This is a genomic window from Nocardia blacklockiae, assembly GCF_015477355.1.
GTDB lineage: Bacteria > Actinomycetota > Actinomycetes > Mycobacteriales > Mycobacteriaceae > Nocardia > Nocardia blacklockiae.
Genome location: NZ_JADLRJ010000015.1, coordinates 25,335 through 41,216 on the forward strand (window position 1 = coordinate 25,335; position 15,882 = coordinate 41,216).

Sequence of the window (15,882 nt, forward strand, 5' to 3'; positions counted from 1 at the left end):
TCCGCATTCGGACTCCAGGAGGAGCAGTGAAGGATCTGAAGGAACGCACGGTGCTGCTGACCGGCGCGTCGGGCGGTATCGGGAAGCGGGTGGCGCGCCGGCTGGCGGCGGCCGGGGCCCACGTGGCCTTGGCCGGGCGGCAGGCCGACGTGCTCGGCGCGCTGGCGGAGGAACTGCGCGAGAGCGGGGCCAAGGCCGAGCCGGTGCTCGGCGACCTGGCCGATCCGGCCGGGCTCGACGAACTGGTCGACCGCGCCGAAGGGGCGCTCGGCCCGATCGATGTCCTGATCAACAATGCCGGTGTCGAATTGGCCGCGGCGTTCACGCAGTACAGCGACAGCGAACTCGAGTGGATCGTCGACGTCAATCTGATGGCGCCGATGCGGCTCACCCGGCGGGTGCTGCCCGGCATGGCCGAACGCGGCCGGGGGCACGTGGTGTTCGTCTCGACCGGCGCGGCCAAGGTGGCGCCGGCGTTCCAGGCGCCCTACGCCGCGACGAAGGCCGGGCTGGTCTCGCTCGCGCAGTCGCTGCGCGCGGAGTACCACGGCACCCCGATCGGCTTCTCGGTCGTGCTGCCGGGCTTCGTGAAGGGCGACGGCATGTATCAGGTGTGGGTCGACCAGGGCGTGCAGGCCAGTGCGCTGCTGGGCTCCACGAACGTCGACCGGATCGCGGGCAAGATCGTCGGTGCGGTGCGGCGCAACAAGTCCGAGGTGCTGGACATGGGCATGCCGGTGCGGTCGATGTTCGCCACCACCCAGCTGTCGCCGGGCTTCGCGGATCGGATGGCGCGGCGGATGTCGCCGGTGTTCCGCAAGCAGGCCGCGGTGCGCGACCGGCTGTAGCGGAAAGCCCGGAACCGCAAGCGTTTTCGGTGACGGCCCGGACGGCGATGTCCGGGCCGTCGGCGCGCGAGCGGCCTCGGTGCGAGGCCGCCCGCGCGGGTCAGCGGCAGCGCGAGCCCTGCAGGGCGTCGATATCGATCGCGTCGGCCAGCGCTCGGTGCCCCTGCGGATTCGGGTGCACCAGGGTGGGGGAGACCAGATCGGGGCGCTGCGCCGCGGGGTCGGCCGGGTCGCGCAGCACGGCGTCGAAGTCGATCACGGTGTCGGAGAGCTGTTGGCCGCGGATCCAGTCGTTGACCCGCTGCCGGACCGCGTCGGCGTCGGGGGCCAGGCCGCCGGCGATGAACGAGCGCACCGACGGTGGAATCGTGGCCAGGTGCACCCGAATTCCGGCCGCGTGCAGGCGGCCGATGATTTCGGTGTAGGCGGCCGCCAGCTGTTCGGGGTTCTGGGTCGGCGGGAATGCGAGATCATTGGTGCCCGAGGCGATTATCACATCGCTGATTCCGGCGGTGTCGATGACGTCGTGCTGCAACCTTGCCGACGCGCCCGGCCCGGTTTGCGGAATTGTTTGATTTCGCACCACGCGGTTGCCCCAGATACTCGAATTCAACACCGTGATCGGAATTCCCGCGGCGTCCAGGCGGTGTTGCAGGAAATCGGTGTAACGCAGGTTGCGGTCGACGATCGAAGGGTCCTGCGGCCCTTCGTAATACGTCGCGCCCGCATATCCGGTGCTGATCGAATCGCCGAGTGCCACCACGCTCGACTGCCGCGGCGCGGCCAGCACATCGATGCCGCCGGCGAACAGGACGCTGGTGGTGCGCATGGTGAGGGCCGCGCCGCCGGGGTCGGCGGCGTGGTCGCCCGAGCCGGGCGGGCCGTAGTAGCTGGTGGCCAGGCCGACGATGTTCTCGGTGGCCGGGGCGGACAGGCCGGGCACGTAGACGCTGACGGCCAGCGGCTCGAAGGCGTCGAACCGCAGCGGGATCGGGTCGCTGATCAGCTCCGCGCCGGGTGCCACGGTCGCCGACGGCTGACCGCCGAAGGTGACCGCGCGCAGCGTCTCCGGGTCGATCGCGGCCCCGGCGGTCTGCGCGGCGACGGTGACGGTGCCGAAGGTGACCGGCAGCGGGCTCAGCCGGTTGGTCAGGTGCACGCGCAGCGTGTCGCCGCCCAGATGCGGGGTGACCACGATGCGGTAGGTCTGGTCGAACAGCGACACGGTCGGCGTGAGCGCCATATCCGACACCGGGGTGGCGTCGGAGGCGGCCATCAGCCAGCTGCCCACCCACCGCGGGCTCGCGCAGTCGGACGGCGGCTCGGCGAGGGCGGGGGCGGTTGCGGCAGCGACGCCGAATGCCACCGCGAGCGCGGACATCGCGACGCGGGCATTGCTGGAAACTGCACGGCGGCGCGGATTTCCGAGGGGATTCATGAAGGCGACCTATCTGTGTTCTCCGGCGTTGCCGAACACGAATGACGTTGTGCCGGAGTATAAGCAGACGTTTGTCGCGGTGTCCGCCCCGCTGCGCGGGGATAGGGGCAGGCTAGGGGTTACCGCCGATCGCGGTTCGCCGCAACCATGGAAGTCGTTCGCGGGCCGAGTATTTCGTGCGGTCGCCGCGGCGATCTTATGCCGAAATTCGGGAGACGGGTATGGCGACAGAAGAAAAACTCCGCACCTATCTCAAGCGGGCGGCCATCGATCTGCACAGGACCCGGCAGCGGCTGGCCGAGCTGGAGTCCAGGTCGAGCGAGCCGATCGCGATCGTCGGGATGGCGTGCCGCTATCCCGGCGGGGTGCGGTCGCCGGAGGAGCTGTGGGGCATGGTGTCCGCGGGGCGCGATGTCATCTCGGGTTTCCCCGACGACCGCGGGTGGGATGTGGACGGGCTGTATCACCCGGACCCCGACCACGAGGGCACCTCCTATGCGCGCGAGGGCGGATTCCTCGGCGGCGCCGCCGATTTCGACGCGGCGTTCTTCGGGATCAGCCCGAAGGAGGCGCTGGCGATGGAGCCGCAGCAGCGGCAGCTGCTGGAGGTCTCGTGGGAGGCCCTGGAGCGCGCGGGCATCGATCCGACCACGCTGCGCGGCACGGCGACGGGCGTGTTCGCCGGGATCATCGAGGTGCAGTACGGCCCGAACATCTCCGAAGACCAGAGCGGGCTGGCCGGGCTGTTGCTCACCGGCCGCACCACCAGCGTGGCCTCGGGCCGGGTGGCGTACGTGCTGGGCCTGGAGGGCCCGGCGGTGTCGATCGATACCGCCTGTTCGTCGTCGCTGGTCGCGATGCACGACGCGGCGCGTTCGCTGCGGGCCGGGGAGTGCGCGCTGGCGCTGGCGGGCGGTGTGACGGTGATGCCGACGCCCGAGGCGTTCATCGCGTTCTCCCGCCAGCGGGTGATCTCGCCGGACGGCCGCGCGAAGGCGTTCGCCGCCGCGGCCAACGGCACCGCGTGGTCGGAAGGCGCGGGAATGCTGGTGCTGGAACGGCTTTCGGACGCGCAGCGCAACGGCCACGAGGTGCTGGCGGTGCTGCGCTCCTCCGCGGTGAACTCCGACGGCGCCTCCAACGGGCTGACCGCGCCCAACGGCCCGTCGCAGCGGCGGGTGATCGAGGCGGCGCTGGCCGGCGCCCGGCTGAGCGCGGCCGAGGTGGACGTGGTCGAGGCGCACGGCACCGGCACCTCGCTGGGCGACCCGATCGAGGCGCAGGCGTTGCTGGCCACCTACGGGCAGCACCGCGAGACGCCGCTGTGGCTGGGGTCGATCAAGTCGAACATGGGTCACACCAGCGCCGCCGCGGGCGTCGCCGGGGTGATCAAGATGGTGATGGCGATGCGGCACGCCTCCGTGCCGCCGACGCTGCACGTGGACGAGCCGTCCCCGCACGTGGACTGGACCGCCGGGGAGGTCCGGCTGGCGACCGAGGCCCAGCCCTGGCCGCGCAACGGGCGGCCGCGGCGGGCGGGAGTGTCGGCGTTCGGGATCAGCGGCACCAATGCCCACGTGATCCTGGAGGAGCCCGAAGCGGAACCCGCGGCCGAGGAAGCCGAACAGGCGGCCGAACCCATTGTCCCCCCGGTGATTCCGTGGGTCGTCTCCGGCGGCACCGAGGCGGCGCTGACCGCGCAGGCGCGGCGGCTGGCCGACCACCTCGCCGACCGCCCGGAGCTCGCGGCCGTCGATGTGGCGTACACCCTGGCCACCGGGCGGGCCCGGCTGACGCAGCGCGCGGTGCTGCTGGGCGCGGACCGCGCCGAGCTGACCGACGCGCTGGCGGCGCTGGCCGACGCTCGGCCGTCGCCGAAAGTGCTGCGCGGGCAGGCTGTTCCGGGTGCCAAGACCGCGCTGCTGTTCCCCGGTCAGGGTGCCCAGCGGGTCGGGATGGGCGCCACCCTGTACGCGCGGTTCCCGGTGTACGCGGCCGCGTTCGACGAGGCGTGCGCGCAGTTCGACAAGCAGTTCGATCCGCCGCTGCGCGCCGTGGTGTTCGCCGAGCCGCAGACGCCCGCCGCGGAGCTGCTGAGCCAGACCTCCTACACCCAGGCCGCGCTGTTCTGCGTGGAGGTCGCGGTGTTCCGGCTGCTCGAATCCTTCGGCGTGCGACCGGATCTGCTGATGGGCCATTCCATCGGCGAGGTCACCGCCGCCTATCTCGCCGGGGTCTGGTCGCTGGCCGACGCGGCGAAGCTCGTCGCGGCGCGCGGGCTGCTGATGCAGGCGCTGCCCGAGGGCGGCGCGATGCTGTCGGTGCCGGCGGGGGAGAGCGAGGTGGCGCCGCTGCTGGCCGGATACGCCGACCGGGTCGCGATCGCCGCGGTGAACGGGCCCGCGACCGTGGTGGTCTCCGGCGACGAGGACGTCGTCGACGAGGTGGCCGCCGCGCTGGGCCGCGACGGGTACGAGACGCGGCGACTGCGGGTCAGCCACGCCTTCCACTCGCCGCGCATGGACCCGATCCTGAGCGATTTCGCCGGTGTCTGCGCGGGTCTGACCTATCACCCGCCGACCGTGCCGATCGTCTCGAACGTGACCGGTGAATTGGCGGATCCCGAGCAGCTGTGTGACCCCGCCTACTGGGTGCGGCACGTGCGCGAGCCGGTCCGGTACCTGGCCGGGACACAGGCGGCGCGGCGGTACGGGGCGACGGTGTTCGTGGAGGCCGGTCCCGGCACGACGCTCACGGCGCTGACCCGCGACGGTCTCGCCGACGACGAGCTGGGCGAGGTGACCGCGGTCCCCACGCTGGATCCGAAGCGGGACGAGGCCGAGTCGCTGTACGCCGCGCTCGGTGCGGCCTTCGTGTCGGGCACCGCGGTCGACTGGTCGGCGACGCTGGCCGGGGCGCGGGCGCGACGGGTGGAGCTGCCGACGTACGCGTTCCAGCACAGGCGGTTCTGGCTCGACAAGCCGGTCGGCTCCGCGGATCTGGGCGCGGCGGGGCTGGGTGCGGCCGGGCATCCGCTGCTCGCCGCGGCGGTGCCGCTCGCGGACGGGGGCGGCGTGATGTTCACGGGGCGGCTGTCGGTGGCGGCGCAGCCCTGGCTGGCCGATCACGTCGTCGCCGGGAACATTCTGGTGCCCGGTACCGGCTTCGTCGAAATCGCTTTGCACGCGGGCGATCTGGTGGGCGCGCCGCACGTCGGCGAGCTGGTCCTGCAGGCGCCGCTGACGCTGACCGGTCCCGGCGGGGCGGACCTGCAGGTGATCGTCGGCGCGGAGGAGGGCGGCGACCGGAGCATCGCGGTGTACTCGCGTCCGCACGGCACCGACGAGCCGGTGTGGACCTGTCACGCCACGGGAACCCTGTCGGCCGCCGGAACACCCTCCGACGCCGCGGAATTCGCGACCTGGCCGCCGGCCGGGGCGACCGCGGTCGAGGTGGACGGCGTCTACGACACCCTCGCCGAGGGCGGCTACGGCTACGGCCCGGCCTTCCGCGGCCTGACCGCGATGTGGCGGCGGGGAGAGGAGCTGTTCGCCGAGGTCGAACTGCCCGAGCCGCTGCGTGCCGACGCGGCCGGTTTCGGCATCCACCCCGCTCTGCTCGACGCCGCGCTGCACGCGATGGCGGTCGCCGCGCTCACCGACGGCACCGAAACCGTGAAACTGCCCTTCGCCTGGGAAGGGGTGTCGCTGGCCGCGGTCGGCGCGACCGCGCTGCGAGTGCGCCTGGCCCCCACTGGAACCGATCGGCTGTCGGTCACCGTCGCCGACACCGCGGGCGCGCTCGTGGCCGACGTCTCCGCGCTCTCGGTACGCGCTCTCACCACCGACCAGCTCACCACCACCGCCCCGGCCGCGGCGGACCTGTACGCCCTGAATTGGGTCGCGGTCCAGCAGTCCGGTGCGCCGGGTACCTGGGAAACGGTGGAAGCCGTTGTGCCCCAGGGTAAAACAGTCGAGCTGTACACCCGCGACGGCGAGCAGGTGGTGGTGCTTCGCTGCCTCACCGACGACTCCGCCGATGTGGCGGCGCGTGCGCTGAGCACGGTGGCGGGGGTGCTGGCCGAGGTTCGGGCGCTGTGGGCGGACGAGCGGTTCGCCGCCGCGACGGTCGTGGTGGTGACCAGCGGTGCGATAGCGGCCGAGGGCGGGGAGGACATCACCGACCTAGCGGCCGCGCCGGTGTGGGGACTGCTGCGCAGTGCGCAGGCGGAGAATCCCGAACGGCTCGTGCTGGTCGACGTCGACGAGCTCGCGCGGTACCGCGAGGCCGTGGCGGCGGCGCTGGCGCTGGAGGCCGAACCGCAGGTGGTGGTGCGGCGCGGGACCGCGCACGTGCCGCGGCTGGGGCGCGCCGGCGCCGAGACGGTCGGCGGCGCGGAACTCATCGGCCGCGGCCCGTGGCGGCTGGGCGCACTGGGCAAGGGCACCCTCAACGGCGACAACATCGTGCTGCGCGCCGACGAGAACGCCGGGGCCGCACTGCGTTCCGGTGAGGTGCGGGTCGAGCTGCGCGCCACCGGCATGAACTTCCGCGACGTCCTGATCGTGCTCGGCATGTACCCCGACCCGGACGCGCCGATCGGCGGCGAGGGCGCGGGCGTGGTCGTCGACGTGGCCGCCGACGTCACCGAGTTCGCTCCCGGCGACCGCGTGATGGGCCTGTTCGCGGGCATCGGCGACACGGTGGTCTCGGACCGCTCGATGGTGGTGCCGATGCCGGAGGGCTGGACGTTCGCGCAGGCCGCGGCGGTGCCCGCGGTGTTCGCCACCGCCTACTACGCGCTGGTCGATCTGGCCGCGGTCACCGAGGGTGAGACCCTGCTGGTGCACGCGGCCACCGGCGGCGTCGGCATGGCGGCGGTGCAGCTGGCCCGCTACCTCGGCCTCGAGGTGTACGCGACGGCGAGCCTGCCGAAGTGGGACACGTTGCGCGCCATGGGTTTCGACGACGAGCACATCGCCAATTCGCGCACCCTGGAGTTCGAGCCGGAGTTCCTGGCGGCGACCGGCGGCCGCGGCATGGACGTGGTGCTGGACTCGCTGGCCGGGGAATTCGTGGACGCGTCGCTGCGGCTGCTGCCGCGCGGCGGGCGGTTCGTGGAGATGGGCCAGACCGACGTGCGCGACCCCGGCGAGGTCGCCGCCGCGCACCCCGGGGTGACCTATCGCGGCTTCGTGCTGATGGAGGCCGGTCCCCAGCGCCTGCACGACATCCTGGTGGAACTGCTGAAACTGTTCGAAGCCGGTGCGCTGCAACCGCTTCCGGTGACGCCGTGGGACCTGAGGCGCACGCCCGAGGCGTTCCGCTACCTGAGCCAGGCCCGGCACGTCGGCAAGAACGTGCTGACCGTGCCCGCACCGCTGGATCCCGCGGGCACCGTCCTGATCACCGGCGGCACCGGCGTGCTCGGCGCGGCGGCGGCGCGGCACTTGGTCGCGGCGCACGGCGCCCGGAATCTGTTGCTGCTCAGCCGCAGCGGGCGCAATGCCGCCGGGGCCGACGCGCTCGCCGCCGAACTGGCCGAACTCGGTGCGCGCGTGGACATCACCGCCTGCGACGCCGCCGACGCCGACGCGCTGCGCGCCGTCCTCGGCGCGATCCCGGCCGAGCATCCGCTCACCGCGGTCGTGCACGCGGCGGGCATCGTCGACGACGGGCTGTTCACCGAACTCACCCCCGAGCAACTGGCGACGGTGTTCCGGGCGAAGGCGCAGGCGGCGTGGAACCTGCACGCGGCCACGGCTTCCCGGGAACTGTCGGCGTTCGTGCTGTACTCCTCGGTCGCCGGTGTGCTCGGCGGTCCCGGCCAGGCCAACTACGCCGCGGCCAACGTGTTCCTCGACGCCCTGGCCGCGCACCGGCAGCGACTGGGTCTGCCCGCGTCGTCGCTGGCGTGGGGTGTGTGGGAGCAGGCCAGCGGCATCACCGGGCACCTCGGCGAGCAGGACTTCGCCCGCATGCGCCGCGACGGGTTGCTGCCCATCGGGACCGCGGACGGCCTGGCGATGCTCGACACGGCGCTGGTGCTGGGCCAGTCGCTCACCGTCGCCGCCCGCCTGGACCTGCCGACCGTGCGGGCCGCCGGGGCGCAGGCGCCCGAGGTGCTGCCGCCGGCGCTGCGCGGGCTGCTGCGCGGCACCCGCCGGGCCGCCGAGTCCGAGACGGCCGGTGAGTCGTCGAAACTGGCCACCGCCTTGGCCGGGCGCGCCCGCGCCGATCAGGAAGCGTTGGTGCTCACCACGATTCGCACGCACGCCGCCGCGGTGCTCGGGCACGAGTCCCCGGAGGCGATCGGCGCGGACCAGGCGTTCACCGACCTCGGCTTCGACTCGCTGGGCGCGGTCGAGTTCCGCAACCGCCTGAAGTCGGCGACCGGGCTGAAGCTCACCACCACGGTGGTGTTCGACTATCCGACGCCGCTGGCGCTGGCCCGCCACATCCGCGACGAGATCGTGCCCACCGAGGATCCCGCCGCCGTCATCCGCACCCAGATCGCCGCCCTCACCGACGCCTGCGGCAGCGCCGATCTGGACCCGAACGCGGTCGCCGACATCGCCGGCCGGCTCGACGACCTGCTGCGGCAGCTGCGCGGCGGCGAACTCGACGAGATCCTCGACGACCTCGACACCGCGGGGGACGACGAGCTGTTTGAGTTCATCGACCAGCCGGCGTCGCCGACCAACTGAACGGAGATCACCGATGGCTCTTCGGTTTTCGCTGCTGCTCGCCGTGGCGCTGACCACGGCCGCGGCGCTGGCCCCGGTGGCCGCCGCCGACGGCGACATCCTGCAACCCGACCGGGTCCCGGCCGCGGATCGGCAGTGCGACGCCGGGCAGCGCGCCGCCTCGCTGGCCGCCGACCAGCGCCGGGTGCTCGACCGGCTCGGCGCGCTGCGGGTCCTGACGGGGCCGCAGGACGTGGTCGCGCTGGCCGCCCGCGGCGGCTGGGGCCCGGATTCGCACGGCTGGGTGCAGTACCGCGGCATCGGGGTGGGGCTGCTGGACCTGCCGCGCTCGCTGGACATCATCGCCAAGGGCATCGACGGCGTCACCGCCGGGACGATCGCGCGCGACGCGGTGACCAGCGGCCAGCCGACGGGCCTGTTCTACCGCTCGCTGAACCCGAACCCGGTCTACGACGACCCGTATACGCCGTCGTTCCCCTACGAGCTGGTGGGCTGGTTCTACGGGGCGGTGTACACCCCCGGAATCACGCCGATCGAGAACGGGCTGTGCGTGTATCCGACCGACTGGGGCTTCCACGAGCGCGGCGTGCACGCCTTCCCGAGCTTCGACATGGTGACCCAGCCGCCCGCCGAGGAGTGGGTCGGCCAGGACCCGGGCACCATCCCGGCGGCGGCCCCGAATCCGCCCGGCCTGGTGCACCCGCGCGCCTGGGATCTGCACATCTGGATGGTGCCCGGTAGCGACACCCCGATCACCGGCGCGGTGAACACCGCGCAGGCGGTCGCCGGGCACGACGGCGGCATCCCCGCCTCGTTCCCGTACCCGGACGGCCCGACCGCGGTCGGGCCGGATCTGCCCGAGCACCACGGACATTGACGGCGGAGCGCAGATGGAGACAACCGTACTCATCGTGGGCGCCGGCGGCTGCGGGCTCACGGCGTCGATCTTCCTGTCCGAGTTGGGCATCGACCACCTGCTCGTCGAGCAGCGCCCGGAACCGGCGCGACTTCCCAAGGCGCACTACCTCAATCACCGCACCATGGAGATCTTCCGGCAGTACGGCCTGGCCGCGGAGCTCGAGACCGTCGGCGCACCGCTGGAGAAGTTCGGCGCGGTGTGCTGGCAGACCACCCTGGCCGGCAAGGGCCCGTTCGACGGCCGGGTGATCTACGAGATGGACGCCTTCGGCGGCGGCGAGCTGCGCGAGACCTGGTCGGCGGCGAGCCCGGTGGCCGCGACGAACGTGCCGCAGATCCGCTCGGAACCGTTGCTGCGCAAGGCCGCCGAGCAGCGGGCGCCCGGCCGGATCCGGTACGGGCACGAGCTGGTCGACTGGGTCGAGCACGACGACCGGATCGTGGCCACCATGCGCGACGCCGCGGGCGAGACCAGCACCGTCGCCGCGAGATATCTCATCGCCGGGGACGGCGGGCGCACCGTCGGGCCGCGCGTCGGGGTGCGTTTCGACGGCTGGCCGCGCTTCCACCACGTCACCACGGTGCATTTCACCGCCGACCTGTCGCGCTGGCAGCGCGACGGCGCGCTGCTCACCTACTTCGTCAACCCCAAGCGCCCGGACCTGTCGGGGGCCACGCTCGTCGAAATGGGGCCCACCTGGGGCAGATTCAGTGAGGAGTGGGGCCTGCACTTCACCACCGCGGCCGACGACCCCGCCCGCTCGCAGCGCGACGCCGTACTGGCCCGCATCCGCGACACGCTGGGCATCGCGGATTTGCGGATCCGGCTGCACAAGGTGAGCAACTGGACCGTCGATGCCGTCAACGCCCAGCGTTACCGGCACGGCCGGGTGTTCCTGGCCGGGGACGCCGCGCACAAGCTGCCGCCCGCGGCCGGGCTGGGCCTCAACACCGCCATCCAGGACGCCCACAACCTGACCTGGAAGATCGCCGCGGTCGAGCGCGGGCACGCGGGTCCGGGACTGCTCGACACCTACGAGGCCGAGCGCCGCCCGATCGGCCGCCGCAATCTCGACTGGGCGGTGGGCATCATCGCCAACGCCGAACTGGTGAGCGAGGCCGCGCTGGGACTGGGACCTCATGTGCCGGAATGGATGCGGCCCACCTTCTTCAACACCTACTTCGAGGACTCCGCGCGCGGGCGCACCGCCCGCGCCCGCGCCGCCGAGGTGCTGCGCACCCACCGGATCGACTGCCAGGCACTGGATATCGAGATCGGCGCGGCCTACGAACAGGGCGCGCTGGTGCCCGACGGCACGGTCGCGCCGGTGCCGGACCCCATGGGGGACAAGCACATTCCCACCACCCGGCCCGGCCACCGGCTCCCGCACGCGTGGGTCGAGCAGGACGGCGCCCGGCGATCCAGCCTGGACCTGGTGGCGCCCGGCGAGTTCACGCTCGTCACCGGCGCGGCCGGGCGGCCGTGGGCGGCGGCCGCGCACCGGGTGCGCGAGAGCACGGGGCTGCCGCTGCGCGTAGCGGAACTGACGGCCGCCGACAGCGACTGGGCGCGGGTGCGCGAGATCTACGACGACGGCGCCGTGCTCGTGCGGCCCGACCAGCACGTGGCCTGGCGCAGCACCGGCGCCGGGCCCGAGACCGAACTGATCCGAGCAGTCGACCGAATTACGTTCCGCTGAAACGAAAATGGAGTGATCATGGCCGAAACCACGACCTACGACACGATTGTCATCGGCGGCGGGCCCGCCGGCTGCGCGTACGCGCTCACCATGCTGCGGGCCGGATACCGCGTGCTGCTGCTGGAGAAGGTGCCGTTCCCGCGGTTCCACATCGGTGAATCGTTCCTGCCCTACACCGTCGAGATCCTCGACCAGCTCGGGCTGCTGGACGCGGTCATGGCCAAGCCGTACGCCTTCAAACCCGGCGTGGAGCTGACCGGCATCGCCGGCAACGCCCGCCGCATCGACTTCGGCGAGATCGGCGACGGCCGCCGCACCTGGGCCATCCAGGTGGAGCGGGCCGAATTCGACAAGACCCTGCTCGACGAGACCGCCAAGGCCGGGGTCACCGTGCTCGAGGAGGCCGCGGTCACCGAGGTGGACGTGACCGGCGACGGCCGCGTCACCGGCGTCGTCTACACCTACGGCGGCGAAACCCACCACGCCACAGCGCCGATCGTGGCCGACGCGTCCGGCCGCGCCGGGGTGATCGCGAAGAAGCTCGGCCTGCGGGTGTCCGACAGCCGGCTGAAGATGGCGGCGGTGTTCAAGCACTACGGCGATCTGGACGAGAGCCAGAACCCCGGCGTGGAGGGCGACACCCAGCTCGGCATCCACCAGGACGGGTGGATGTGGGCGATCCCGCTGCGCGCGGACGCGATCAGCATCGGCGCGGTCGCGCCCATGTCGATTCTGCAGTCCGACAAGCCCGAAGCGGTGTTCGACGAGCACCTCGCCCGCGTCCCGCGCATCCAGCAGCGGCTGCGCGGCGCGACCGTGCTGCGGGAACTCAAGGGCGAGCGCAACTTCGAGTACCACGCCGAAAGCCTCACCGGCCCCGGCTATTTCCTCGTCGGCGACGCGGGCAGCTTCACCGACCCGGTGTTCTCCGGCGGGGTGCTGCTGGCGCTGGCGACCGGTCGCCGGGCGGGCGAGCTGGCGGCGGAGCGGTTGGCGGGCAGCGTGTCCGACGCGGAGGTGAAGACCGACTACGAGTCGTTCTTCAAGACCGCCTACGGCACCTACTACCGCCTGATCTGCGCGGTCTACGACAACCGGCAGCCGGTGATGGGGCAGGTCATCCTGGACATGGCCGCCGACCTCGACCCGAAATGGCATGTGCGACTGGTCAGCGGCGACTTCTGGACCCAGGAGAGCCCGCTGGTGAACCGGCTGCGCGCGGAGCCGAACTGGACGCTGTTCCCGTCGTTCGACCTCTACCCCGACTGCCCGATCTATCCGCGTTCCGCGCGGACCGGCTCGGTAATCCCGGCCTAGGCCGTCCGCGTCCGCGACCGCGGCCACCCCGCGGTCGCGGACGTAGCGAAAGGTGTTGACCCATGCCGTCGTTTCTCGAACTCACGCTGCACTTCTTCCTGCAGCTGGCGGTGATCCTCGCCGCCTACCGGCTGGTGTGGCCGGTGTTCAAGCGGCTCGGGCAGATGCAGGTGGTCGCCATCATGGCCGCCGGTTTCCTGCTCGGGCCCTCGGTGTTCGGCGCGCTGTGGCCGAGCGCCCAGAAGTGGCTGTTCCCCGCCACTCTCGGGATCGGCGGGCAGACGATTCCGCATCCCTCGCTCACGGTGATCTACGTGGTCGGGCAGCTGGGGCTGGTGCTCTACATGTTCCTGGTCGGGTCGTCGTTCCAGACCAAGATCCTCACCGAGCACTTCCGGGTCGCGGGCGCCACCGCGACCGCCGGGCTGACGGTGCCGCTGGCGTTCGGCGCGATCACCGGGTACGTGCTGTTCACCCACGGCGACTACTTCACCGGCAAGGTGGTGGCGTGGCAGGCCGCGCTGTTCCTCGCCGCCGCGGTCGGCATCACCGCGTTTCCGGTGCTGGCGTGGATCATTCACGACTCCGGGCTGCACAAGACGCGGGTGGGCACCATGACGCTGGCGTGCGCCGCGTTCGACGACGCCTGGTCGTGGATCCTGCTCGCGGTCGTCGTCGCCAGCGCCAAGGGCAATATGAACAGCGCCGTGCTGGCCTTCGTCGGCGGCGGCGCGTTCGTGCTGGTGATGCTGGTCGCCGGGCGGCGGCTGCTGCGCTCGCTGAACACCTGGGCGGACAAGGAGTTACGCGCCAAGCCCGACGGCGGCCTGCCGCTCGGGCCGTTCACGGTGATGCTGCTGGTGGTGCTGGTGAGCGCCTGGTTCACCGACTGGACCGGCATCTACTCGGTGTTCGGCGCGTTCCTGGCGGGCGTGGTGATGCCGCGCGGCCGGCTGCTGGACATGGTGCGGGAGCGGACCGAGCCGCTGGTGGCGTATCTGCTGCTGCCCGCGTTCTTCGTCTACGCCGGGCTGAATACCCAGCTGAGCCTGCTGCTGCACCCGGCGGCGCTGGTCGCGCTCGCGGTGGTGCTGGTGGTGTCGTTCGCCGGGAAGTTCGGCGCGGTCTCGCTCACCTCGCGCTGGCAGGGACTGAGCTGGCGCGAGGCGGGCGCCATGGGCGCGCTGGCGAACGCGCGCGGCCTGATGGAGCTGGTGCTGATCAACATCGGTCTCACCCAGGGCCTGATCACCCCGACGCTGTTCACGATCCTGGCCATCATGACCATCGTGACCACCTTCGTCGCCAGTCCGCTGTTCCGGATGTTCGAACGCAACGCCTGGAAGAACGGCCTGGTCTTCGGAGCGGGCGGCGAAACCGCCGCGGCGGCACCGAGATCCGCGGTCACCGCGGGTTAGGTGCGGGCCCGGCCGGCTCCTGCTCGCCGGCCGGGCCGTCCCGCTCGGGTAGCGCTGTGAGCCAGCTCACGCTAGGTTGAATCCGCTTGGCACCCAATCGAAGAGGGTTCTCATGTGGAGCATCGCCGTCATATCCGTGATCAGCGCCGCGCTGATCGGTTTCGCCTTCAAGATCTCGTTCCCCGATCGCTGAACGTCCTGATCGCTCAGGCGGCGTCGGGGAGCTCCAAATAGGCCTGCTGGCGCAGCAGTTCGCGCTGCACCGCGCACACGCCGGGGTCGGTGACGCCCGCGTGCAGGGCCGCGCCGACACCCGCGGCGTGGCCGGTGGCGAAGGCGGTGCCCATCACGCGCAGCGAGGCGCCGGCGTAGCGGTCGGCGTCGACGGTGCGCCCGGCGGCGAACAGGTTGTCGGTGTCCTTGCTGCGCAGCACATCCCAGGGGATGTGGTAGTGGGCGTCGTCGCTGATGAACCGCCACTGCGGGCGCACGCCCGGCGCGGGGTGGTACTCGATGGGCCACGCGCCCAGGGCGATCACCTCGTCGTGGCGGGCCGCGCCGAGCACCTCGTCGGTGGTGAGCCGGTAGCGGCCCAGGATGTGGCGGGATTCGCGGGTGCCGATCTCGGGGCCGGTGCCGACGATGTAGGCGTTCGCGCAGCCGGGCAGGGTGCGCAGCACCGCCAGGTAGTCCTGCGCCTGGACGCGCGCGTGCATCTCCGCCCGGGTGAGGTCGCGGGCATCGCGGGCGTCGTAGCCCTCGTCGACCACGTAGGTGACGATGTCGCCGGAAATGGGCAGGCGCGCAACGAGTCCGCGTTCGGCGAGCAGCGGGGCGCCGCGCAGTTTGGCGGCGGCCACGGCGTCGGCAAGGGCGTCGCGGGTGACTTCCGCCGTGGCGGGGATGCCGCCGAAGCGCACACCGAGCGTGCCGTTCTGCACGTGTCCGCCGTTGCCGTAGCGGACCGCGGCCCCGCCGAAGGCCGCCAGGTCCGCCTCGCCGGTGGCGTCGACGAAGGCGGCGGCCCGAAGAGTGTGCAGGCCTTGGTGATCGGCGACGCGCACCGCGTCCACCACGCTGCCGAAACGGTCCGCGCCGACCAGCTGGCTGCCCAGCCGCACCTCCACACCGGCGTCGCGGCACAGCCGGTCCAGCACCAGTTTCACCGACTCGGGGTCGAAAACCACGGCGACGGAGGTGAATCGGGTCGGCTCGCTCACCGCGCCGAGCCGGCGCAGCGCCCGCAGCACCTCCTCGGCGACGCCGAACACGACCTGGCGCGGCGGGTCGGCGCGGGTGTAGAGCCCGCAGTAGGTGAGTACGTTGCGCAGGGTCGCGGCCCCGCCCAGACACGGGCCGCGTTCGAGCAGCAGGGTGCGGGCGCCGGTGCGGGCCGCGCCGACCGCGGCGGCCACCCCCGCCGACCCGCCGCCGGCCACCACGACGTCGTACCGGTCGTCGTTCACCATGGCGACACTCCTTCCGCGACGGTCTGTTCCGATCGAAGCACGGTCACGTTCGGTGCGCACGCCCGGC

The 15,882-nt window shown here is 72.2% G+C and carries 8 protein-coding genes; 6 read left to right on the forward strand and 2 right to left on the reverse strand.

All coding sequences use genetic code 11. The features are described 5' to 3' along the window. The first annotated feature begins 26 nt into the window (after window positions 1-26). The gene (locus IU476_RS30870) at window positions 27-848 is read left to right on the forward strand and encodes an SDR family NAD(P)-dependent oxidoreductase (protein WP_195105834.1); all 822 of its coding nucleotides are present in this window, start codon (window positions 27-29) and stop codon (window positions 846-848) included. A gap of 100 nt (window positions 849-948) precedes the next feature. Here the strand turns inward: IU476_RS30870 and IU476_RS30875 are convergent, their stop codons facing one another. Beyond that, the gene (locus IU476_RS30875) at window positions 949-2,286 is read right to left on the reverse strand and encodes a GDSL-type esterase/lipase family protein (protein ID WP_195105835.1); all 1,338 of its coding nucleotides are present in this window, start codon (window positions 2,284-2,286) and stop codon (window positions 949-951) included. Between the two features lie 221 nt (window positions 2,287-2,507). On the opposite strand from IU476_RS30875, the gene IU476_RS30880 reads away from it, so the two are divergent. From IU476_RS30880 to IU476_RS30900, 5 genes are all read left to right on the forward strand, one after another. Next, window positions 2,508-8,993 carry a type I polyketide synthase gene (locus tag IU476_RS30880; protein ID WP_195105836.1) on the forward strand — a complete coding sequence of 2,162 codons (6,486 nt, stop codon included), beginning with the start codon at window positions 2,508-2,510 and terminating at the stop codon, window positions 8,991-8,993. A gap of 13 nt (window positions 8,994-9,006) precedes the next feature. Further along, on the forward strand, window positions 9,007-9,870 hold the full coding sequence (locus tag IU476_RS30885) for a hypothetical protein (RefSeq protein WP_195105837.1): 864 nt from the start codon (window positions 9,007-9,009) through the stop codon (window positions 9,868-9,870). A 13-nt stretch (window positions 9,871-9,883) separates the two neighbouring features. Continuing rightward, on the forward strand, window positions 9,884-11,611 hold the full coding sequence (locus IU476_RS30890; RefSeq protein ID WP_195105838.1) for an FAD-dependent monooxygenase: 1,728 nt from the start codon (window positions 9,884-9,886) through the stop codon (window positions 11,609-11,611). An 18-nt stretch (window positions 11,612-11,629) separates the two neighbouring features. Beyond that, a complete protein-coding gene (locus IU476_RS30895) occupies window positions 11,630-12,928 on the forward strand; it encodes an NAD(P)/FAD-dependent oxidoreductase (protein WP_195105839.1) in 1,299 nt (432 codons plus the stop codon). 62 nt (window positions 12,929-12,990) lie between these two features. Then, window positions 12,991-14,346 (forward strand): cation:proton antiporter, encoded by a 1,356-nt coding sequence (locus IU476_RS30900; protein ID WP_195105840.1) that lies wholly within the window; start codon window positions 12,991-12,993, stop codon window positions 14,344-14,346. Window positions 14,347-14,552: 206 nt separating this feature from the next. Here IU476_RS30900 and IU476_RS30905 read toward each other — a convergent pair whose 3' ends face one another. Beyond that, the gene (locus IU476_RS30905) at window positions 14,553-15,815 is read right to left on the reverse strand and encodes an FAD-dependent oxidoreductase (protein WP_195105841.1); all 1,263 of its coding nucleotides are present in this window, start codon (window positions 15,813-15,815) and stop codon (window positions 14,553-14,555) included. Window positions 15,816-15,882 lie beyond the last annotated feature (67 nt).